At 61.2% G+C, this 21,812-nt stretch carries 18 protein-coding genes; 9 read left to right on the top strand and 9 right to left on the bottom strand.

The features are described 5' to 3' along the window. Window positions 1–39 precede the first annotated feature (39 nt). The 3 genes from JAB8_RS09350 to tssK all read right to left on the bottom strand — a co-directional run bounded on the left by JAB8_RS09350 (window position 40) and on the right by tssK (window position 6,776). Complete coding sequence (locus JAB8_RS09350; RefSeq protein ID WP_070289310.1) at window positions 40–2,205, bottom strand: ATP-binding protein; 2,166 nt, start codon at window positions 2,203–2,205, stop codon at window positions 40–42. Beyond that, window positions 2,202–5,267 (bottom strand): PAS domain-containing hybrid sensor histidine kinase/response regulator, encoded by a 3,066-nt coding sequence (locus JAB8_RS09345; RefSeq protein ID WP_083287637.1) that lies wholly within the window; start codon window positions 5,265–5,267, stop codon window positions 2,202–2,204. Before JAB8_RS09345 ends, JAB8_RS09350 begins: the two co-directional genes overlap by 4 nt. Window positions 5,268–5,429: 162 nt before the next feature. After that, entirely contained in the window at window positions 5,430–6,776 is a 1,347-nt protein-coding gene (gene tssK / locus JAB8_RS09340) for a type VI secretion system baseplate subunit TssK (RefSeq protein WP_070289308.1), read from the bottom strand. A gap of 175 nt (window positions 6,777–6,951) precedes the next feature. Here tssK and tssF point away from each other — a divergent pair, with 175 nt between their 5' ends. The 7 genes from tssF to JAB8_RS09300 all read left to right on the top strand — a co-directional run bounded on the left by tssF (window position 6,952) and on the right by JAB8_RS09300 (window position 16,219). Then, window positions 6,952–8,757 (top strand): type VI secretion system baseplate subunit TssF, encoded by a 1,806-nt coding sequence (gene tssF, locus JAB8_RS09335; protein ID WP_070289307.1) that lies wholly within the window; start codon window positions 6,952–6,954, stop codon window positions 8,755–8,757. Then, window positions 8,757–9,746: a type VI secretion system baseplate subunit TssG gene (gene tssG, locus JAB8_RS09330; RefSeq protein WP_175445174.1), complete on the top strand. Its 990-nt coding sequence runs from the start codon at window positions 8,757–8,759 to the stop codon at window positions 9,744–9,746. The genes tssF and tssG overlap by 1 nt, the downstream gene beginning before the upstream one ends. Before the next feature lie 29 nt (window positions 9,747–9,775). Continuing rightward, entirely contained in the window at window positions 9,776–10,030 is a 255-nt protein-coding gene (locus tag JAB8_RS09325; protein ID WP_070289305.1) for a PAAR domain-containing protein, read from the top strand. A 12-nt stretch (window positions 10,031–10,042) separates the two neighbouring features. Next, the gene (locus tag JAB8_RS09320) at window positions 10,043–12,640 is read left to right on the top strand and encodes a type VI secretion system Vgr family protein (protein WP_070289304.1); all 2,598 of its coding nucleotides are present in this window, start codon (window positions 10,043–10,045) and stop codon (window positions 12,638–12,640) included. Beyond that, on the top strand, window positions 12,637–14,559 hold the full coding sequence (locus JAB8_RS28100; protein ID WP_071654398.1) for a hypothetical protein: 1,923 nt from the start codon (window positions 12,637–12,639) through the stop codon (window positions 14,557–14,559). Before JAB8_RS09320 ends, JAB8_RS28100 begins: the two co-directional genes overlap by 4 nt. An 89-nt stretch (window positions 14,560–14,648) precedes the next feature. Beyond that, a complete protein-coding gene (locus JAB8_RS29475) occupies window positions 14,649–15,668 on the top strand; it encodes a T6SS immunity protein Tli4 family protein (RefSeq protein WP_254679483.1) in 1,020 nt (339 codons plus the stop codon). 71 nt (window positions 15,669–15,739) lie between these two features. Next, window positions 15,740–16,219 (top strand): GNAT family N-acetyltransferase, encoded by a 480-nt coding sequence (locus JAB8_RS09300; RefSeq protein ID WP_217494217.1) that lies wholly within the window; start codon window positions 15,740–15,742, stop codon window positions 16,217–16,219. A gap of 4 nt (window positions 16,220–16,223) precedes the next feature. Here JAB8_RS09300 and JAB8_RS29470 read toward each other — a convergent pair whose 3' ends face one another. The 6 genes from JAB8_RS29470 to JAB8_RS09275 all read right to left on the bottom strand — a co-directional run bounded on the left by JAB8_RS29470 (window position 16,224) and on the right by JAB8_RS09275 (window position 19,718). Beyond that, a complete protein-coding gene (locus tag JAB8_RS29470) occupies window positions 16,224–16,397 on the bottom strand; it encodes a hypothetical protein (protein WP_175445173.1) in 174 nt (57 codons plus the stop codon). Then, window positions 16,390–16,767, bottom strand: a complete 378-nt coding sequence (locus JAB8_RS09295) for a DUF2750 domain-containing protein (protein WP_254679482.1) — start codon at window positions 16,765–16,767, stop codon at window positions 16,390–16,392. The genes JAB8_RS29470 and JAB8_RS09295 overlap by 8 nt, the downstream gene beginning before the upstream one ends. Next, window positions 16,757–17,041, bottom strand: coding sequence for a hypothetical protein (locus JAB8_RS09290; RefSeq protein ID WP_070289301.1), 285 nt, complete (start codon window positions 17,039–17,041; stop codon window positions 16,757–16,759). The genes JAB8_RS09295 and JAB8_RS09290 overlap by 11 nt, the downstream gene beginning before the upstream one ends. Before the next feature lies 1 nt (window position 17,042). After that, window positions 17,043–17,432, bottom strand: coding sequence for an Imm1 family immunity protein (locus JAB8_RS09285; RefSeq protein WP_083287636.1), 390 nt, complete (start codon window positions 17,430–17,432; stop codon window positions 17,043–17,045). After that, on the bottom strand, window positions 17,429–19,069 hold the full coding sequence (gene sulP / locus JAB8_RS09280) for a sulfate permease (RefSeq protein WP_070289299.1): 1,641 nt from the start codon (window positions 19,067–19,069) through the stop codon (window positions 17,429–17,431). Before sulP ends, JAB8_RS09285 begins: the two co-directional genes overlap by 4 nt. Before the next feature lie 67 nt (window positions 19,070–19,136). Further along, complete coding sequence (locus JAB8_RS09275; RefSeq protein ID WP_070289298.1) at window positions 19,137–19,718, bottom strand: TetR/AcrR family transcriptional regulator; 582 nt, start codon at window positions 19,716–19,718, stop codon at window positions 19,137–19,139. A 127-nt stretch (window positions 19,719–19,845) separates the two neighbouring features. Between JAB8_RS09275 and JAB8_RS09270 the strand changes: the two genes are divergently transcribed. After that, window positions 19,846–20,820, top strand: a complete 975-nt coding sequence (locus JAB8_RS09270) for an SDR family oxidoreductase (RefSeq protein ID WP_070289297.1) — start codon at window positions 19,846–19,848, stop codon at window positions 20,818–20,820. A 3-nt stretch (window positions 20,821–20,823) separates the two neighbouring features. After that, window positions 20,824–21,699: a Ku protein gene (locus tag JAB8_RS09265; protein ID WP_070289296.1), complete on the top strand. Its 876-nt coding sequence runs from the start codon at window positions 20,824–20,826 to the stop codon at window positions 21,697–21,699. Window positions 21,700–21,812 lie beyond the last annotated feature (113 nt).

Here is a 21,812-nt window from a genome sequence, read left to right as displayed (position 1 = left end):
CCGTCTTTTCAGCGAAACCGATGTTGTCAGCCCACACTTTTACGTGTGCGCCAGCGCCCCCTCATTCTCCAGCAAGCCGCACAGCTGGCGGTACTGATGCTGGTCGAGCATGGCCTGCAGCGGCGCCAGCAACGGCGCCGCCACCGCTGGCAAGGCCGCCAGCAGCAGGGCCACCCTGGCCAGGTTCAATTCGCGCAGCGCCACCAGCAAGGCGGCGCGTTCTTCCCCCGTCAGCAGCAGCAAGTCTTGTGCCCGCAGTGCAGGCAACGCCTCGGGCGCCGGCGCCACGGGCAGCGGCACAGGCGCCGGCACGGGCGCTTCGGCCGCCTGCGCGGGGATGCTGAAGCGGAAGGTGGCGCCCTGCCCCGGCGTCGACTCCACCGTCAGTTCGCCGTTCATCAGCTGCACGAATTCGCGCGAGATGGCCAGGCCCAGCCCCGTGCCATCCTTCGGTCCCGCGCTGTCGGCCTGCACGAAGGGCTCGAAGATGCGCTGCTGGTCCTCCGGGGCGATGCCGATGCCCGTGTCGCTGACGGCGAACGACAGCCCCCATTGGTCGCCAGCGCGCCGCTCGCCGCGCACGCGCAGGGTGACTTCGCCGCCGCCGGCGAACTTGACGGCGTTCGACATCAGGTTCAGCAGCACCTGGCGCAAGCGTGTCGCATCGAGCAGCACGGCCGCCGGCAGGTCCGCGCAATCGAGGCGCAGGGCCAGCCCCTGCTGCTCGGCGCGCATGCCCAGCATGTCCATCACTTCCTGCAGCAGCGGCGCCAGCGCCACCACGGCCGTCTGTGCCTGCAGGCGCCCCGCCTCGCCCTTCGACAGTTCGAGAATTTCATTGATCAGGGTGAGCAAATGGTTGCCCGAGCGGTGGATGATGGCCAGGTTGCGCTTCTCATCGTCCTGCATGTTCGGCGAGGCGGCCATCAGGCGCGAAAAGCCGATCACGGAATTCAAGGGCGTGCGCAGTTCATGGCTCATGTTCGCCAGGAAGGTGCTCTTGGCGCGGTTCGCCGCCTGCGCCTGGCTGACGGCCACCGACAGGGCGCTCGTGCGCTCGGCCACCAGTTCTTCCAGGTGATGGCGGTGGCGCAGCAGTTCCAGTTCCGCCTCGCGGTGCGCCGTGATGTCGTAGTTCGAGCCCACCAGGCGCATGGGGCGGCCCTGGCCGTCACGGAAGATCACGGCATCGGCCTTGATGTAGCGGATGGCGCCGTCGGGCCACAGGATGCGGTACTCATGCGTGAACGCCTGGCCGGCACCCAGCGCGGCGCGCAGGGCCTCCTTGGCGGCGGGCACGTCGTCCGGCACCAGCGCCCTGCGCCAGATCGCCGCCGGCGCCATGCCGCTTTCCGCGTCGGCCTTGAACTGCGCATACATCTGTTCATCCCACTGCAAGGCATCGCTGCTGACGTTCCAGTCCCAGATGCCGATGCTGGCCGCGCCGGTGGCCATCTGCACGCGCTCCTCGCTGCGCTGCAGGGCGCGGTAGCGGCTGTCGAGCAGCGCCACCATGTCGCGGATGGAACGGTACAAGGTGCGCAGCTCGCCCAGGAACCACGCTTTCGGCGGCGTGCCGGGCGCTTCGCCCTGCCCCGCCTGGATGCCGGCCGCATACTGGCCGATTGCCTTCAGGGGCTTGAGCATCAGACACCACATGAGCAGCCAGATGCTGGCCACGAGGATCACGTCGAGCGCCACGATCATGGCGCCGATGCCCAGCGCGCGCTGGCGCAGCTGCGCGTGCAGCAGGGCCGGCGTCGCATACACGGCCACGCTGCCGATGACCTGTCCGCCCATCGTCACGGGGCGCCGCTGCACCAGCCAGCCCGGTTCCGCGGACAGCGAAGAAAAGCTGCCGATGGCGCCGGACGCAGTGCGGCGCAGGACCAGCGCTTCCTTGCCGATGCCCGGCGTGAGGGAACTGGCCACCAGGTCGCGCTTGCCCAGCATGCTGCGCATGATGGCCTGCATCTGCTTTTCATCGAGATTCCACAATGGCAGTTCGATGGCCACGGCCAGCTGGTCCGCGCTCACGGACAGGCTGCCCTGCAGCTGCTGCCAGCGCTGCTCGCGTTCGGACTGGTAAAACAGCACGGCAAACACCAGCAGCAGCGCGGTGACGACAAAGGTCAGCGCCACGCTGACGGCCAGCACGATGGAGACGCCGCCCAGGCGCGCATCTTTGGGGGCGTATGGCGTCATGCACCTTCGCCCTGCGGCTCGCTGCTTGGCTGCGCCAGCAGGGCGCACAGCGGCTGGTACTGGTGCTGCTCCAGCATGGCGGCGATGTGCGCGGTCAGCTGCGGCAGGCTGGTCGCCACGCCGGCCAGCACGATGGCGCTGCGCCGCAAATCGAGGGCTTGCACGGATTCGAGCAGCGCCTGCCGCTGGGCGGCGCTCAGCTGGCCCAGCGCCTTTTGCAGGTCGAAGGCGGCGGCCGGCACGCGCGGCGCTTGGGCGGCAGTGCGCTGGAAGCGCAGGCCCAGTTGCTGCTCCAGCATGGCGAACAGGTGTTCCTGTTCGATCGGTTTGCGCAGGAAGCCGTCGGCGCCGGCCGCCAGCGCCTCCTGCTTTTCTTCCTCGAAGGCTGAGGCGGTCATGATCACCAGGCGCGGCTGCACCAGCGCTGGCTGCGCGCGCAGCCAGCGCGTCAGCGCCAAACCGTCCATGTCCGGCATGCGCCAGTCGCTGAGCACGATGTCGTAGCGCTGCGCCGCCAGCATCGCTTGCGCCTGCACGCCGCCCGCCGCTTCCTGGAGCTGAAAGCCCAGCGGCGCCAGCAAGCCGGCCAGCAGCTTGCGGCAGTTGTCGTCATCGTCGACCAGCAGCACCATGCGCCCGCGCTGGGACGGCGGCAGGCGCGCCACGCGGCCCGGCGCCTGCGCCGCGAAGGCCGGCTGCCGCAGCGCGGGCGCGTGCAGCTCGAAACTGAAGCGGGAACCGGCGCCCAAGGTCGATTCGACGCGCAGCTCGCCGCCCATCAGGCGCACGAATTCGCGCGAAATGGTCAGCCCCAGTCCCGTGCCCGCCTGCGCCACGGCGCTGTCGGCCTGCACGAACGGTTCAAAGATGCGTTCCAGGTCCTCTTCCGCGATGCCGCTGCCCGTATCGCGCACGGCAAACGCCAGCGCCATTTGCCCGTCGCCGTCCGCCTGGCAGCTCAGCGACAGGGTCACGCTGCCCTGCTCGATGAACTTGAGCGCGTTCGACAGCAAATTGAGCAGCACCTGGCGCAGCTTGGCGCCGTCGAGGCGCACCAGCGGGGGCACGCCGTCGCGCTCGAGCCGCAGCGCGATGCCCTGGTCGCCCGAGCGCATGCGCACCATCTCGAGCACCTCGTCGAGCAAGCCGTTCAAGTCCACGGGCCCCGCCTGCAACTGCATGCGGCCCGCCTCGATTTTCGACAATTCCAGGATATCGTTGATCAAGGTCAGCAAATGGTGGCCGGCGCGGTTGATGATGGCCAGGTTGTGTTTTTCTTCCTCGAACATGCTGCTCGAATCAGCCATCATCTGCGAAAAGCCGATCACGGAATTCAAGGGCGTGCGCAATTCGTGGCTCATGTTGGCGAGAAAAACGCTTTTCGCGCGGTTCGCCGATTCGGCCTCGGTGACGGCCACCGACAGGGCGGCCGTGCGCTGCTGCACCAGTTCCTCCAGGTGGTCGCGGTAGCCGAGCAGCTCCTGCTCGCTTTGCTTGCGCTCGGAAATGTCGACGATGCCGCTGCGCACCAGGCGCCGCCCCTCCATCGGCAAGCGCACCAGCCGCACTTCGCAGGGGAAGACGCTGCCGTCGGCGCGCCGCACATGGCGCTCGACCAGGATGGGTTCACCCAGCATGGCGCGGCGCAGATGCTCTTCCATCATCAGGCCCAAAGGCATGCCGTCGGGCTGCTCCGTGCTGTACAGGTCGAACGGCCCGCGCGCCAGCAGCGCTTCGCGCGACATGCCCAGCATGCGCTGCGCGCTGCTGTTGGCGTCGATGAAGCGGTCCTGGTCCAGGTCATACACGACGATCGCTTCAGGCGCATGCTCGACGAGGATGCGGAAGCGCTGTTCGCTTTCGCGCGCCTCGCTCTCTGCGCGGCGCAAACGCCGCCGCTGCAGCAGCAGGGCGCTCAGCAAGCCGGCCATCACGATGAAGACGCCGGCCGCCAGCAGCACGGCGGCGCGGTGTTCGTGCCACAGCTGCGGCGGGCGGTTGAAGAACAGCGTGTCCGGCGGCAGCTGGCTGATGTCGGCATCCCACCGCTGCAGCTGCTCCCAGTCGTACATGGGCACGGGGCGGACCGGCGGCAGCAAGGCGCCCGGCGCGGCTGGCGCCTTGCCGGCCAACACGGCCAGCGACATCTGCGCCACCTGCTGCGCGGCCCCTTCGATGTGCAGGAGGGAGCCGCCCAGGATGCCCTTGCCCACGTTCGTGTTGTACATGCCGAAGGCGGGCACGTTCGCCAGCCGCGCCAGTTCGCCGGCAAACTGCACGGGTGTGGCGATGGCGCCGGCCACGTCGCGGTTGACATTGCCGGCCACCAGCAACGTATCAGCGGGCAGGTGCGCCACCTTCACGCGCATCTGCGCCAGGGTCAGGCCGTCGAGATACTCGACGTAAACCCTGCCCTGCCACGCCTGCGCCGCCTGCTGCAGGCTGCGCTTCAATGCCTGGTCGGCCTCGCTGACGCCAACGGCCATGACGATGGTTTTGGTCTCCGGGAACAGCGCCATCGCTTGCGCCAGGGTGCCGGGAAAATCGACGTTCGCCTTTTGCTGCCAGATGGCCAGCGGACTGCCGGCCGGCAAGGCCTTGCCCGAGGTGTTAATCGCCAGCACGGGCACGCCGCGCGCCAGCGGCGCCAGGTCGGACAACAAAAAATCGAGCGCCGGCTGCTGCATGGCGATGATCAGGTCGGCCTTGCGCCCCATCATCTGGGTGTATCTTAAAAGCAACAAATCACGCATCTCGTTGCGCAGCGCCGGGTCGCCCTGGGTATTGAGGTTCAGGTGCTCGACCATGATGTCTTCGCTGGCCAGGCCCGCGGCGGCCATGGCGGCCACGTAGGTGCGCGTGTACGATTCCACGCCGGCGCGGCCGTAATCGTAGGCGTTGAGGACCAGCACGCGCTGGCCCTGGTGCGGCGGCGCAGCGGCTGGCGCCGCTGCCGGCACGGCGGCCGGGGCCGCGGCGACACAGAATGCCAGCAGCAATGCGCGGCCGCAGCGGTACACCGCTGCCCTGCTCGTCCCGCCGCCAGGCACATCACGCATCATTCGCCATGCCCATGCTCACCCTCGCCTGTCACCATGTTTCAACTATGCGCCGGCCATTCAGCCACCGACACTTACAAAAACATGATAACGTCAACTGCCGGGGCAAGTCTATTCCTTAGGGCAATCTTTTGACAATACCCCGGCGCGTCAGGCCAAGCATCGTTACACGGCGGTGCTACTGATACCGAACAATTCCAGCTTCAGCCCTTTTATGCCAGACGGCACATAAATCGCAATCGCCTGGGCCTTGATCATGCTGTCATAGATACTGCCCTTGTTATCGATCGAAAAGTAATACGTATTGGGCCGTACTGGCACCTCGGCGGGAACCTGGGCCATATGGCGCAACTCGGCACCCGGCAGCGCCCTGCCTAGTAGCAGTTCGATATTGTCCGGAGATGAAATCTTGAACTGCAACGGCACCGTGGCGACCAGTTCCAGCGCCGGCATATCGGCGTTTACCGCAAGACAGAGTTCGGTCTGACGGTCAATCCGCTTGGCATCGAGCAAGCCGTAATAGTGGGTGTTCTGTTGCGCGTCGTTCGATAGCGCGATCGGGAAATAGCGCGACAGGAGCACAGTATCGATCAGGTCACGAATGATGCCATCGAGCTTGCCGAAGCCGGCAGCCGCGTCATCGTGACAATAAGCGGGCAAGTCGCTCAGTGTGTATTTCTTCGAAAACGTCATCAAGCCACCGGCCAACGCCATCAATTTTTCAAACAAATACACGGGATGGTGGCGCCGGTAACTGGCGCAATGACTGAGCGTGGCGCTGGCCATGCTCAAGGTATGGAGCATCCAGAACGAGGCAACATCCCCGCCATGAAATTCCACCGTATTGTTACCAGGCTGACGGTGGCGGCTGTACAGCGCCTCAATTTTCGCCCCCATGCGATCGATCAGCGAATCGAGCATTTTCTGCAGCGAGGACTCGGCACTGATGGTCAGGCCAGGTGGGATGAAGGAGGCATCGATGTCAAAGCCGCCATTGCCAGCGCGGTACAAACGGATCACCGGGATGGCAAGGTAATCATTCAGAGGGTCCAGTTGGGACAGCAGATACACGCGTTTCTTCAGGTAAGCCACGTCTATGCTGACCGCCTCGCTGTACAGATCCGGTGTTTCGATATCCGCCTGGACATAGCGCGCACCGGCAGAGCTCACATTGCCGCCATGTGCCTGCAGCGCGGGCAGCGCGGCATAAAAAGTAAAACTATGTTCGCTGGAAGGGAGTTTGGACAGGTCAACCGCACTGGGCAATACATCGCCCAGCGGCGCTTCAAACAGCTCTCCATCCTGAAAGACGAGCGACATGGCATCTGCCCGCAGGCTATTGTTGGCCAGCGCATCCGCATTCCAGCTGACGCCGTGCACGCCCCATAAATGTGGATTAATGAGCGAGGCCAGACGTTGCAGGCGCGCTTCATGGTAGCGGTCCAGCTGCTGGAATTGCTGGGGACCGATGGCCAGGCCTTCGGACCAAAGTAATTTGGATGGCAATGTCATTGCGTTCTCCGTGTTGACCGTTGGAATCTTTCTGCTTTGCCAGTCTGATGTTGCCAGCGTGGAAGTCCTTGATGTTGCGCAGTAACCCTGTTCAATTATTTGCGCAAACGCAATTTTCCTTGGAGCAAACGCTCGGATACTGGCCATTCCGCCGCGAAGACACAGGAAAAGAAAGATGGAAGACTTGCTGCCGTATTTCGAACGCGAGCTGGTGATGCTGCGGCGACATTGCCGTGAGTTTGCCGAGCGCTATCCGAGAATCGCCGGCAAATTGCATATGTCCGGCGAATCTTGCGAAGATCCGCACGTGGAACATTTGATCGAATCGGTGGCCATGCTGGCGGCACGCATCTCAAAACGGCTCGATGACGACTATCCGCAATTTACCGAAGCCTTGTTCGAAGCCCTGTTCCCGCATTACCTGCGTCCTTTTCCATCCTGCAGCATCGTGCGCCAGTGCGCCCCGGCGGCGGGAGCGGGTGCTTTGCAGCTGCCTGCCGGCAGTGAAATGGATACAGCGCCCGTGCGCGGCGTGCGCTGCCGCTTCAAGACGGCCTACGATATGACGGCCGGAGCATCGGTACTGGACAGCGCCGTTTTCGATGCGATGATCAAGGCGCCACCGGGCGTACGCCTGCCAGCATCGGCCAGCTCCTCGCTGAACATCGGCATCCGGCATCTCGATGCGGCGCCCGCGTCGCTGCGCGTTTTCATCGATGGCGAGGCTTCTTTTTCCGCCGCATTGCGCGATGCCTTGTTCATGCATACCGTCTGTGCTTTTGTGTCGACCGACGCGGCGCAATGGACGGCCTTGCCCGCCGTCCCTTTGGCCCCCGTCGGCTTCGCCGACGCGGATGCCTTGATACCTTTTGGCGCCCGTTCGCAGCCGGCATACCGCATCCTGAGCGAGTATTTTGCGTATCCGGAAAAATTCAATTTCTTTGACATCGATATCGCGGCGCTGAGTGCCGCCTTGCCGCTTGCTTGCCAGCGCTTCACCCTGCATCTGTGCATGGCCGGTTTGCGACCCGATTCCGCGACGGCGCGCATGTTGTCCAGCATTTCCAGCGAAAACTTGAAGCTGGGCTGCAGTCCGGCGGTCAATCTCTTCCGCCAGGAGGGCGTGCCGATCTCCGTCACCCGGCAGAAAACCGACTATCCCGTGCTGGCCCATGCCACCCATGCGCATGGCTACGAAGTCGTCTCCATCGACTCCGTGCGTTTGCTGCGCCAACGCGGCGGCGAAAGCACGCTGAGCGAATTCCGCCCGCTGTACAGCCTGCGGCATGGCGAGGGTACGGCGCAACAAGGCCATTACTGGATCATGCGCCACGATACGGCGTTGGCCATCAAAAGCCCGGGTCATGAAAAGAAAATCACGCTGATCGACAGCGACTTCAATCCCCTGATCCATGAAAAGGCCAGCTTGTCGCTGTCGCTGACATGCAGCAACCGCGATCTTCCCCTTGCACTCAAATACGGCCAGCCGCAAGGAGACTTGCAACCGTGCGCTGGCGGACCCGCGCTGCACATGCTGCGACGCCCCAGCCAGCCGCGACGCTTTTCGCCAGGCGCAGGTCTGCACTGGCGCCTGATTTCGCATCTGGCGCTGAATCATCACGCACTGGTCCAGGAGGGACTGCCGGCGCTGCGCGAAATGCTGACGCTGTACGACCTGTCCCAATCGGCAAGTTCGCAACGCCAGATAGGCGGCATCGTCGCGCTGGCGCACTCGCCGACCACGACATGGCTGCGGCACCGGCGCGGCACCTCGCTGGCGCATGGCGTGGAAGTGCGTATCACGCTGGACGAGGAAGCCTTTATCGGCAGCGGCATGCACCTGTTTGTGCAGGTGATCGACCATTTTCTCGGGCTGTATGTGCAAATCAACAGTTTCATCGAACTGGTGGTGCTGTCACTGCAAAGCGGAGAGGAGCTGATCCGATGCAAACCAAGAAGCGGATTGCAGAATCTGGTGTAATGCAACACTTGCTCGCCGAGCCTTACCGCTACCAGTTCGTGCAGGCGGTGCGTATTCTGCTGTGCTGGCTACGTCAGCAGAACGTGTCCCATGCACAAGCCTTCAGCCAGGTGCTGCGCTTCAAGAACAGCCTGTCCTTGAACTTTCCAGCCAGCGAAATCGAGCAGCTCTCGCTCGACGAGCATGAACAACTGATCCTGACACCGACTTTCATGCGTTTTCTGGGCGCCAGCGGCACCTTACCCTTGCATCACTCGGAACGCATCGCCGCCTGCCGTTTGTCGAGCAAGGACGCCGGCGTCTCGGCCTTCCTCGATATCTTTTCGCACCGCATGGTCTCGCTGTATTGCCAGGCATGGGAAAAATATCGCCTGGAGTCCGCACGCGAGACCCATGCAAAAGATGCGCAACTGCCCTTGCTGACTGCGCTCGCTGGCGTACCGCGCGATGCGCTGCCATCGAACGGCGAGGCCGGCGCCGTGACGCAGGACGTCGCAGCCTGGTACGCTGGCCTGCTGCGCTGCCGCCCCGTTTCAGCTCAGGCGATAGGTCCCGTGCTGGCCGAATACTGCGGCGTACCCGTCACCCTGCAACAATTTGTCGGGGGCTGGGACTATCTGGAAAAAAACCGGCGCAGCCTGCTGGGCAGTGTCAACTTCGTTCTGGCGCGCGGCGCAACGCTTGGTCTGCGGCTGTGGCGCCAGGACATGCGCGTCTGCCTGCATATCGGCCCGCTGGATCCCGCTGGCCTGCAACGCTTCCTGCCGCGCAGTACCGGCGCGGCGGCACTGGCAAAGATGCTGGCGCTGTTTGGCGTACCAGACTTGCAATATGAAGTGCGGCTGATATTGAGTCCGCCATGCATTACCCCCCTGCTCCTGAGCTCCAACCCGTCAGAAAGACGGCGGCTTGGCTGGACGACGTTCTTGCAGACAACACCAGGCAAGGTACGCGGCGCCGAAGTGCGTTATCTGCTGCAACTGACCTGAGCAGCCCATCACTGGAAAGCGAGGCAAGCATGAAACATGCGGGACGCGGCGTCATCCGGCTCGGAGACGCAACCGATCACGGCGGCAAGGTCACCAGCGCATCATCGGGCAGCACCGTGATGGGAAAGACGGCGGCGCTGGCCGATGACACAACCTTTTGCCCCAAGTGCAAGGGCAGCTTTCCCATCACGCCAGACGGCGCCGGCGCAAAGCACATGGGCAAGCCGTACGCCTATGACGGCGATGCCACCGCCTGCGGCGCCCGCCTGATCACATCGCTATAAGGGAGGCAGGCCATGCATGCAAGCATACAGGCGGCGTTATCGGCCTTTGACCTCGCCGCGCAAGAGCGGCGCCTGCTGAAGATCGACTTCCCCCATGACGATGGGCCGGCCGGCGCCATCCTGCTGGTCAATTCGCTGACCGCCAGGGAAGAAGTATCGCGCGACTTCCGTTTCGAAGCCGAGCTGCTGTCGGACGACGCACACATCGCGCTCAAGGCCATGATGGGCCGCATGGTCACCATTTCCATGGTGCGCGACGATGGCACGCTGCGCCACTTTAACGGCTATGTGGGCGAATTCTGCCTGCTGCGCGCAGACGGCGGCTTCGCCTGGTACCGGATGGTGCTGCAGCCGTGGCTGGCCTTTGCCCGGCTGCGCCAGGACAACGTCTCCTTTCATGGCCAAAGCGTCATGCAGCTGACCGAAACAACGTTCGCGCACTACGGGCAGCGCGACTGGAAAACCAGCATCCATGGCGACGATCCACAGATCACTTGCGCCAACCAGCACAATGAAACCGACTACAACCACCTGCACCGGCGCTGGGAAGCGCTCGGCTGGCATTACTGGTACGAACACCGTGCCGATGGCCATACCTTGTGGCTCGCAGACAACAGCACCCTGGCGGACATGATCGCCACGGTAGCCGGCGACGGCGCCATGCGTTTCCACGCCGAGTCGGGTTCCCTGGAAGACGATGGCCTGCAACAATGGCAAGCCGTGCGCAGGATCGGCTCCGGGCAGCTGACCTTGGCCAGTTTCGACTATAAAAATCCGCAGCCACGCCTTGCCAGCGGCTACTCCCTGAACCGCCAGGGCGACGTATTTGCTCACGAGTTGTATGAAGATACGGGCGCCTATGGCTACAGCAATGTTGATGATGGAGAGTCCCTGGCACAGCGCCGCATGGAAGAAAGCGACCATCTGCGCCAGTATTTCGAGGCGGCAGGCAATCACCGTGGCGCGCAGCCCGGCCTTTGCTTCCGGCTCGATGGACATTTCAGCGCCGAGGAAAAGCGCTATCAGCCTGGCCAGGAACGCCCGGACAGTATTGCCGAACGCGAGTATCTGATCCTGTCAGCCGAGCATATCGCCAGCAACAATTATCAGGCGGGCCCCAGCGCGCCATCGGAATATGCGAACACGCTGATGTGCGTGCGGCGAGACATCCGCTGGCGCCCGGGGCGTGGCTACAACAGCACGCCGTGCGTGGTTGCCGGCGTGCAGACGGCACTGGTGGTCGGGCCGGCCGGGGAAGAAATCCATACCGATGCCCTGGGACGCATCCGCCTGCAATTTCACTGGGACCGCCTGGGAAAATTCGATGAGCGCAGCTCGCCATGGATACGGGTCATGATGCCGATGGCGGGAGCGCAAATGGGACACATCGCCTTGCCCCGCGTGGGACAGGAAGTGGTCGTGCAATTTCAGGACGGCAATATCGACCATCCCATCGTCATCGGCGTCGTCTACAACAGCGCCAATCCGCCGCCGTGGCAATTGCCCCAGCAACGCGCCCTGTCCGGCGTGCGCAGCCGCGAACTGGGCGCCCGCAGCGCCAACCACCTGGTACTCGACGATACCAAGGGGGCGATCCAGGCACAGCTGCGCAGCGAGCACCAGGACAGCAGGCTGTCATTGGGCAACATCACCCGCATCGACGACAATGCCGGGCGCAAGGAAGCGCGCGGCGCGGGCTTTGAATTGGCCAGCAATGCCTGGGGCGCCCTGCGCGCCGCCAAAGGCATGCTGATCAGCACAGAGACATCGGCAGGCGCCGCATCGATCAAACAGCTCGACGAAACACAGTCCCGCCTGGCGCAGGCACGCCAACTGCAGGAGGGACTGGCCGGCATGGCCGTCGACGCAGGCGCGCAGGACAATACCGCACAACAGGGCGCCGTGGCAGACGCCATCCAGCGGCAAAACACCGCCATCAAGGGCAGCGGCGGTGATTTCCCGGAATTATCGGAACCACATCTGGTACTGGCCAGCCCGGCCGGCATCGAACTGAGCACGGCCCAGTCCATCCACCTGGCCGCCAGCGAGCATGTGGCGCTCAGCAGCAGCAAGCATATTTCACTCGCCAGCGGCGACAGCATGTTTGCCAGCACCGCCAGGAGCTTCAGCCTGTTCGTGCACAAGGCCGGCATGAAGCTGATCGCGGCCAGCGGCAAGGTGTCCATCGAAGCGCACAGCGACGAGGTCGAAGTCATTGCGAGGAAAGTGCTGTCGCTGATCAGCGAAGCGGACTGGGTCAACATCAAGGGCAAGAAAGGCATCCGCCTGCACGGCGCCAACCACATGCTGGAAATCAGCGACAAGGTGCAGTTCTTCACCTCCTCGCCCGTGCTCTTCAATGGCAACCTGGAAACCCTGGCGCCGAAGAGCGTGTCGCAGGAATTTAATGAGAGGCCAGTAGCGCGTTTTGATCAGGCCGTTCGACTGCTGCAAGTCGATGGCACACCCGCTCCCGATATAGCTTTTGAGTTAATACGCGAAGATGGCCACAGAATCAGTGAAAAGAGTAGCAGTGACGGACACACCCCAGTACAGAAAGGAGACGGCATGGATAGCTACACAATACGCTATAAGGGAGAACTTCCATGAATGACGATACGGATCTGAATGAACACGGCAATCACCAAGGCGAGTTTCGGCAGACTGTTGGCGGATGGGCTGAGTACACCGTCAATATGACTGAAATAAACGACACGATTCGTCATGACGTAACCATTCCTCCTGGGAAAATAATTCCTATCATCTTTTTACCAGGCGTGATGGGTAGTAATTTACGCATGAGCAAGGTACGTCAGAAAGAGCTGGACAAAAGCGATAACATCTCCTGGAGGCCAGATGACATGATGAGCGTGGCCGGAAAATGGAGTGTCGTAGAAGGTTATGGCATCGGTGGATGGTATAAAAATGCATCACCGAGAGATCGACAGATGGCCCTCGACCCAAATGAAACCGAGGTCGAATATTATATTTACAGCACAAATCAAGGAAGATTTGAACCAAGTGGCAACATCACAGGACTTTCCGATTTTCGTCACACCAACATTCCACATGATTTTGCCGGAGTGCCGCCATTGATTGCCATTAGTCCAAGAAAAATAAAAGAGAATGCAAAGTACAACATTCCAGGAATAGTAGATACCTCCTTACCCCCAGCCTTGCGTGAAACACCGGCACAAATTGCACGTTGGCGCGGCTGGAGCGAGATACTTTTTATTGGGGCTTATGGTGAAATGCTAAAGACTGCGGAATTTTTCATGAATAACATTGTCAGAGACAAAAATATTCTTCCCCATTGGCAGATAAGAGATATTCAATCCAAGAAAAATCAAGGTCCATATCCTGAAATTTCAAAATTAGTGCTACAAGCACCCAGCGCTTTCGGTGCCACATCCGGTACTGCAATTACAGAGACTGATCTAAAAAAAATATCTCCATGCTGGTATCCTGTTCACGCCATGGGCTACAACTTCTTGCAGAGCAATGCTATCTCCGCCGGCGTCATCGCTGAGCGGATACGTGGACTTGTCAAAGGCTATGTGGGCTGCGGATTCAAATGCGAAGAGGTCATTCTCGTCACACATAGCATGGGAGGTCTGCTTGCACGCACCTTAATGCATCCAAGTTATGGAAATCTTGTTAACGACAAGGAAGTAAAAGTACTTGGCGTCTATCATAACGTCATGCCGTCGATAGGTGCCGCAAGCGCCTATAAACGTATGCGCTTCGGTTTTCTGGAAAAATCTGGCCCATTCAATAAAAAGACGGCACAAGTTCTGGGAATTGACGGAGAGCATGCAACTGCAATGGTAGCAAATGCTCCAGCTGCATTGGAAATGATGCCGAGCGTTGCCTACGGCGCGAATTGGCTCAAAGTCGTGGACGACAAAGATCGAATTTTATGGAGCTGGCCGCAAGAAGGTCAGAACGCACTCGATAGCATTTATCTACGGCCAAGCAGTAATTGGTGGCGCCTTATTAATCCAATGTGGGTGAATCCAGCAAACATTTCCCATGAAAAAGGTGGCGGACTAAAAAATGTAACCCAGCGAATAAAAGATGCTTTTGCATTTTCACAGTCCATCGAAAAATACTTCCACAAACAAACATACGCTAGTTACTGCGAATCAAAAGACTACCTGTCTTATGGCGAGGTAATCTTCAAAGTTACTGACGGCATGGGTGGTGGACTGACAGATTTTTTTAAGAAATTTACGCCTCCTCATGCAGAGAAATGGAAACTAATCAACGATGATGCAAAAGGAATCCTAACCGTTCAAACTGGATCACGCATACTAAAACTCAAGTTGCAGCCTGCAAAAGAGCTTGGAGATGAAACAGTTCCAGCAATCCGGTCTGCCCGCCATATTACAGGAAATATTTTTCGTCATGGATTAGCAGATGGTAGCGGCTATGAACACCAAAATAGTTACTTGAACAAAAACGTGCTTGCATCTATGCTTTACTCCATAATTCAAATCGCAAAATTAGCAAATTGGGATAAAAAATGAAATCAATTTTTATTAAATATATTTTAATAATTTTCATATTTCTCCCCATAATTGCTTGCACAAAAAATTCTATGATTAAGGAGGAAATTATGACCAAAAAAACGAAATTGAATGGGCGATTAGAAAAAATGTTTTCAAAAACTAAATTATTATGTTTCGGCCGCTATGCTTTGGAAGTTCCAGACGAATCAAAACTTATTATTGGAAGCAATACTATTGACGTGGAAAAAATAACAATAAATAATTTACATTTTAAAATAGAAAAAGACATAGAAGAAATTTTTAAAAGAAATAAGAGCGCAGAAATCACATACAACCTTGAAGGCCCAATTAAAAATAGTTGGCAATTGCGCTATTACAATAGCATTCATGCAAAGGAAATGAAATTTCTATTTTTTAAAACTTATATTACAAAAGGAGATTTTACATTTATTGCTGGAGATGCTGTAGATGTGGATATCGGGGAACGAGAAGAAGAAATTGCTCGTCGACAGCTGCTTCTCGCAAAAAACATACGGCTGCGTGATCCGGACGAAATTCCTTCAGATCCTGGGGTTTGCTTCGAACATGGCTTCCTGGCAGAAAATTTATATAAAGAGCAAGAGATTGACAACGTCGGAATTCATTTCCCAAGTATCCCTGATATAACTTTTTCGGTGAGTTCTAATAAGGATGCATACGGCGATTACTCTTCAGAAGAATTTGAGAAGCGACTGCGTAGCGAATTATCTTTGCTCAACCGCATACAGAGTGCAAAAGACATACAGGGGGCGACTTATCCCAAGCGGAACTTGTTACGCGAAGGGAAGCGGGACGTTCAGCATTGGAAGGGGGAAGAGTCACTCATCCTGCGCCCTGATGGAGTACATGATTTTGAATGGGCATTGGTAGGCAAACCGAAAGACATCGCAAATCCATCTGTGCTGGAAGTCAAGATGTACACCAAAGTCGCCCACAACATGGTCGGCGCCGCCGAAGCCGCGTCGCTGACGGACGAAGAGGCCATCGCCTTGTGGGACAAGCTGCTCTCCGGCCTGAAGTTCCGCGTGAAAGTGCCGGGTGCGCCGCCGGGTTCGTATTACTTCGATCCGGACAAGCCGGCGCAGTGACAATTGACAAACTCATGCTGGCGCCGTGCAAGCCATTGCGCTAGCATGCTCCTTTTACCCGGAAAGCCCCCGTGCCCATCACCCTGCGCCCCGCCCTGCCAGCCGACATCGACGCCCTGTGGGCCCTGCGCACGGTGGCCGTGCGCGTCAGTTGCGCCACGCACTATGCGCCGGAGCAAATTGCTGTTTGGACCGCCTCGCCCGTGCCGGCATCGTATGGCGCCATGCTGGCTGCCGGTGGCGGCATCGTGGCCATGCAGGACGAGGCCATCGCCGGCTATGCCATGCTCGATGCGGACAAGCAGGAAGTCGATGCCGTCTTCGTCGACCCGGCGCGCGCGGGACTCGGTATCGGCAAGCGCCTGCTGGCGGCGCTGGAGCAGCTGGCGCGCCAGCGCGGCATTGCCCATTTGCACCTGTCCGCCTCGCTCAATGCGGAACCGTTTTACCGGGCCGCCGGTTTTGTTGCCTTGCGCGCGGAAGCGTATGCGCACCCGAGCGGCATCAGCCTGGCCAGCGTGGCGATGGAAAAGGCGCTGGCGGCGGCCTGAACCTTCAGTCAGGCACCGCGCCAGCCTCGGACTCGGCCAGGCATTGCTGCAGCTTGGCGATCAGGGCGCGCACTTCGTCGTCGCCCAGGTCCAGCGGGTCGCCGTGCGCGCCGACGGCGATCAGGCAGATGGCCGAGCCGTCGTACCAGGCGTCGAGGCGATCCTTGTCTTCACTCATATTGTTCCGCCTCATGTTGCAAATCCCTCCGTAAATCGTCCGGCGCCGCGATGCTGGCGCGGCCTTGCGGCACGGGAAAAACGGACGCCAGCTGGCCGTTGCCGGCCATGCCGGGCAGCCACTTATGCAAAAAATCGTCGAGCGCGATGGCGCGCGGCTGGAAATGTTCCCACTCGCCGCCGGCGCACGCTTGCGCGTATGCCGCTTCCGGCCAGAACGGTATAGCCACCTTGGCGTCGGCTTGCGCCGTGGCCCAGCCCTCACGGTACAAGCCCCACACTTCTTGCGTATCGGCTACCTTGCGCACAAAATAGCCATGGCGTTCGGCGGACGGCAGACCCATCACGTGCTTGAACTTTTCAGGATGCACGGTTTTCCCCTGCCTCGTCCCATACCCGCAGATGCGGCGCGCACCAGCCCGTCACCAGGTCGAGGGCATCCAGTATCACGTCTTCCCGCGCCTCATCCTGCGTGCCGTCCTGCGCAGACGCGCGCAATTCCTGCAGCAAGCCGGCCACTTGCGCCGCCGTCACACCGCTGGCCTTGTAGCGCAGCAGGATGGCGCGCAGCGTCAATAAACCTGCCCTGGCATCGAGCGCGGCCAGCAGGTCTCTGTCGATCTCGGCGATGATGGTGTGCGGCATGTCAATCCGCCTCCCAAGCGATGGCGGCCGGCCGCGCGCCGCCCGTCCTGAAAAATGCGGCAAAGGCACGCTGGCAGTGTTCCACATCAATGCACCAGGCTTCCGGATACTCATCCACCTGGCCATTGGCCAGCAGATAGCTGCAAACGCCGTCTGCCTCCTCGTCGCCCAGCGAGTGAAAACTCAAGTCATCCTGGCCCGACAGATACATCAGCCAGGCGTTGCCGCCATTGCGCAGCATCCACAGGGCCGGGCCCTGCTCCGCATCGGTTGCCACGGTCAGCCACAGCTCGCACTGGGCCAGGGCGCGTGCTTCCTGCAGCGCTTGTTCCAGCGCAAGCACGCTGCCGATCGCACGCGGCTCGCCATGCAGATTCAATTCCATTGTCATGTTGTGCTCCCGCTCAAATCGTTCGTCGCCAGCGCCGTACTCAGGTACAGCTTGCCGCTGAGGTCTTGCAATAAACTGCTCTGGCGCAAACGGTCCATCACGGGGCCCTTTACTTCGGCCAGGTTCAGGCTGATGCCGCGCTTGGCCAGCGTGCTGTTGAGCTCGATCAAGCCCAGCAAGGCCGTGCTGTCGATCTGGTTGACGGCCGACAGCACCAGCACCAGGTGGCGCGCCGTCGGGTGGCCGCGCAGCTCGTCTTCCACGCGCTCCGTGACGGCTTCCACGTTGCCAAAGAACAGGCCCGCATCGATGCGCAGCAGCAAGACGTCGGGCAAGGTCTGCGCCTCGTAGCGCTCCACGTTGCGGAAGTGCTCGCTATTCGGAATACGCCCCAGCACCGCGATATGCGGGCGGCTGGCGCGCCAGATCAGCGTCCCCATCGACAGCAGCACGCCGATCACCACGCCCGCTTCCACGCCCAGCACCAGCACGCCGGCCGTCGTCGCCAGCAGGGCCAGCGCATCGCTGCGGTCGTAGCGCCACGACAATTTCAAGGTATCCCAGTCCAGCAGGCTGCTGACGGCAAAGATGATGGTGGCAGCCAGCACGGGCAGCGGCAGCAGGGCCAGCCAGCCCGTGGGCGCCACCAGCGCCAGCGCGAGTAGCCCCGCCGTGATGATGCTGGCCAACGGCGTGTTGGCGCCCGCCTGGAAATTGACGGCCGAACGGGAAATCGAGCCCGTGACGGGAAAGCCGCCCGACAGCGCACTGGCCACGTTGGCCGCGCCCAGGCCCAGCAGTTCCCGGTTCGTATGCAGCTTTTCACCGCGTTTTTGCGCCAGGGTCTGGGCGGCGGACATGCTCATCAGAAAGATGATGAAGGCGATCAGCAGCGCCGGCGACAGCAAGGTGCGCCAATGGGCGCCCGAGGTGGCCAGATTCAGTCCGGGCAAGCCGCTGGGCACGTGGCCCGTCGTCTGCACGCCCATCGCTGCCAGGCCGCCATAGGCGACGAGCGCGATGCCGGCCAGCACCAGCGCCATCGGCGCCAGGCGCGCGCCCACGTCGGCCGCCACCTTGTTCAGCCCGCAGCGCTGCAGCAGGCGCGATGCGTAGCGCTTGGCCAGCCACAGGAACAGCAGGCAGGACAGCCCCAGCACGAGGCTGGGCGCGTGCCAGTGGGGAAGCGTTGCGCCCAGCAGGGGCGTGATCTGGCCCCAGATGATCAGGATCGCGGCGCCATTGCTGAAACCGCTGATCACGGGGCGCGACAAAAAGCTGGCCATGAAGCCCAGCCGCAGCACGCCGCACAGCAACAGTACCAGGCCGCTGATGAAGGCCAGCTGGGCGGCCAGCACGATGTACAGCGAGGAGCCGGGGTCGGCCAGCGGCGCCAAGGCCGCGGCCGTCATCAGCGAGACGATGGCCATGGGGCCCACCGATTGCGTCATGCTGCTGCCGAACAAGGCATACAGCACGGGCGGCAGGATGCTGGCGTAGATGCCGACCACGGGCGGCAAACCGGCCACCAAGGCGTAAGCCATGCCTTGCGGCACCATCATCATGGCGACAACGATACCGGCGGTGATGTCTCCGGCCAACAGAGGACGCCGGTATTGCCTGAGCCAGAGCAGCATGGATGATCCCAAAATCTGAAAACCGAAGCCTATCATGCGACGAGGCCGGCTGACAGGGGGAACGCGATCAGTCTGGCAGCAATTGCGCCTTCACGGCATCGAGGATTTCCGCCGACAGGGCTTCGTCATCGACGGAACGGGCCAGCACCATGGCGCCCACCATGGCGGCAAACGTGGCAATGGCCTGCTGGCGCCGCCGCTCCGGCGCACCATCGGGCGCGCCGTCGGGCAGCAAGCCTTCCAGCAGCGCGAACTGCTGCCGCGTGGCTTGCGTAAACGCGGGGCGCGCGCCGGGCGACATGCGCGCCACGTCGACGCCCATGGCCGCCGCCGGACAGCCGCCGCCGGGCTGGTCGCGGTGCCGGGTGGTCAGGTAGCTGTCGATGATGGCCGGCAGCGCGCGCTGCGGGTCGCTGGCAACCTTCGCCCGCCAGCCTTCCAGCGATTTCTCCAGGGCGTGCTGGCACGCCTCGATCATCAAGTCTTCCTTGGACGCAAAATGGCCATAGAAGCCGCCATGCGTGAGGCCCGCGTTCTTCATCAGGTCGGCCACGCCGATGCCGTCATAGCCCTTTTCGCGGAACAATCTTGCCGCTACGTCAACGATGCGCTCGCGGTTCAGCGCCGCCTGCTCCCTGCTCACTTTCATGCTGCCCTCCTACATTTATGTCAATCATCATATAACTTTACGCCCGTTTGCGCCACTCTGTTAGCAAGCGCACCGTTTGATGCCGGCGCCGCGCCGATACTGGATCTTCGTTTCCAGGGAGGCCAGCATGAACGAAAACAAGGACCAGTCCGCCGGCAACTTGCAGCGCGCCATCCAGCAGGAGCAGGATGGCCGCGATGCCGCCAAGCCAGACCAGGAAAGCAAGGCCCCCGTGCAGACGGGCAGCCGCAGCCAGCCGGCGCCTCCCCTGCCCGCCCAGCACCTGGACAAACCGGGCATCGAGGGGCAAATGCAGTTGAAACCGCGCTTCCTGGCGCCCGATTACTGCGGCAGCGGCAAGCTGGCCGGCATGGTGGCCGTCATCACGGGCGGCGATTCGGGCATCGGGCGCGCCGTGGCCGTGCTGTACGCGCGCGAAGGGGCCGATGTCGCCATCATTTACCTGAACGAACACGCGGACGCCAACGAAACGAAGCGCTACGTGGAAGCGGAAGGCCAAAGCTGCCTTTTGATCCCCGGCGACGTGCGCGACCAGGGCTTTTGCCAGCAAGCCGTCAGCCAGGTGCTGGAACGCTTCACGCACATCGACGTGCTGGTGAACAACGCCGCCTTTCAGGAACACGCCGAATCCTTGCTGGAACTGAGCGAAGAGCGCTTCGACCTCACCATGAAAACCAATGTCTACGGCTACTTTCACATGGCCAAGGCCGTGCTGCCCCATTTGCGGCGGGGCGCGTCCATCATCAACACGGGTTCCGTGACGGGCTTGCAGGGCTCGAAACACCTGCTCGACTATTCCACCACCAAGGGCGCCATCCATGCGTTCACCATGGCGCTGGCCGGCAACCTGCTCGACAAGGGTATCCGCGTGAACGCCATCGCGCCCGGCCCCGTCTGGACGCCGCTCAATCCGGCCGACAAGTCGCCCGAGGAGATCGAGAAATTCGGCCAGGACACGGACATGCGCCGCCCGGCCCAGCCCGAGGAACTGTCGCCCGCCTACGTCTTCCTGGCCTCGCCCGCCTGTTCCAGCTACATCAGCGGCATCGTCCTGCCCGTCACCGGCAGCGTGGGAGACTAGCCGATGGCGCGCGCACTCTGGAAAGGCGCCATCAGCTTCGGGCTCGTGCACATTCCCGTCGAGCTGATTTCTGCCAGCCTCGACCACGAACTGGACTTGTCCATGCTGGACCGGCGCGACTTCGCGCCCATCGGCTACAAGCGCTACAACAAGCAGACGGGCAAGGAAGTCGAGTGGGACGACATCATCAAGGGCTATGAATACAAGACGGACGAGTACGTGGTGCTGTCCGACGAGGATTTAAGGCAGGCGAACGTGAAGGCCACGCAAACCATCGATATTTTGACCTTTGTCGATGCGGCGGAAGTGCCGCTGACCTTTTACGAGCACCCGTATTACCTGCTGCCCGCCAAGGGCGGCGAGAAAGTCTATGCGCTGCTGCGCGAAACCTTGCGCAAGGCTAACAAAGTGGGTATCGCCAGCGTAGTCATGCGCACCAAGCAGCATTTGTGCGCGCTCGTCTGCGTGGGCGACGCCATCGTGCTCAACACCCTGCGCTACGCTGATGAAATCCGCCCCACGGATGACCTGGACTTGCCCGCCAGCACCCTGAAGGCGGCCTGCATTTCCGACAAGGAACTCAAGATGGCCCTGTCGCTCGTGGAAGGCATGAGCGAAGCGTGGGAACCGGAGCAATACCACGACAGCTACCGCGAAGACGTGCTGGCGCTGGTCAAGAAGAAAATCAAGGCGAAACAGACCAAGACCATCACGCCGCCCGCCCCCGAACCGGAAGAGGAGCACGCCAGCAATGTGATCGACCTGGTCGCCCTGCTGCAGCAAAGCCTGGGCAAGAAGGCGTCCGCGGCGCCGGTCCGCAAGCGGACGGCCGCGTCCCCCGCGCGCAAAACGGCGTCCGCCAGGCGCAAGGCGGCCTGAGGCACGCCCCACGCCACCGAGAATAGTCAATACTATAAATGCATTGACTTTGATCAAGCTTCTCGCTACGTTATGCACAGGCCTGCCAGCCGGCAAGCCCTGTCTCGCGTGCG

This window comes from Janthinobacterium sp. HH106 (genome assembly GCF_001758725.1).
GTDB lineage: Bacteria > Pseudomonadota > Gammaproteobacteria > Burkholderiales > Burkholderiaceae_D > Janthinobacterium.
Note: the sequence above shows the minus strand (reverse complement) of the source record. Positions and strands in the feature narration are given on the sequence as shown.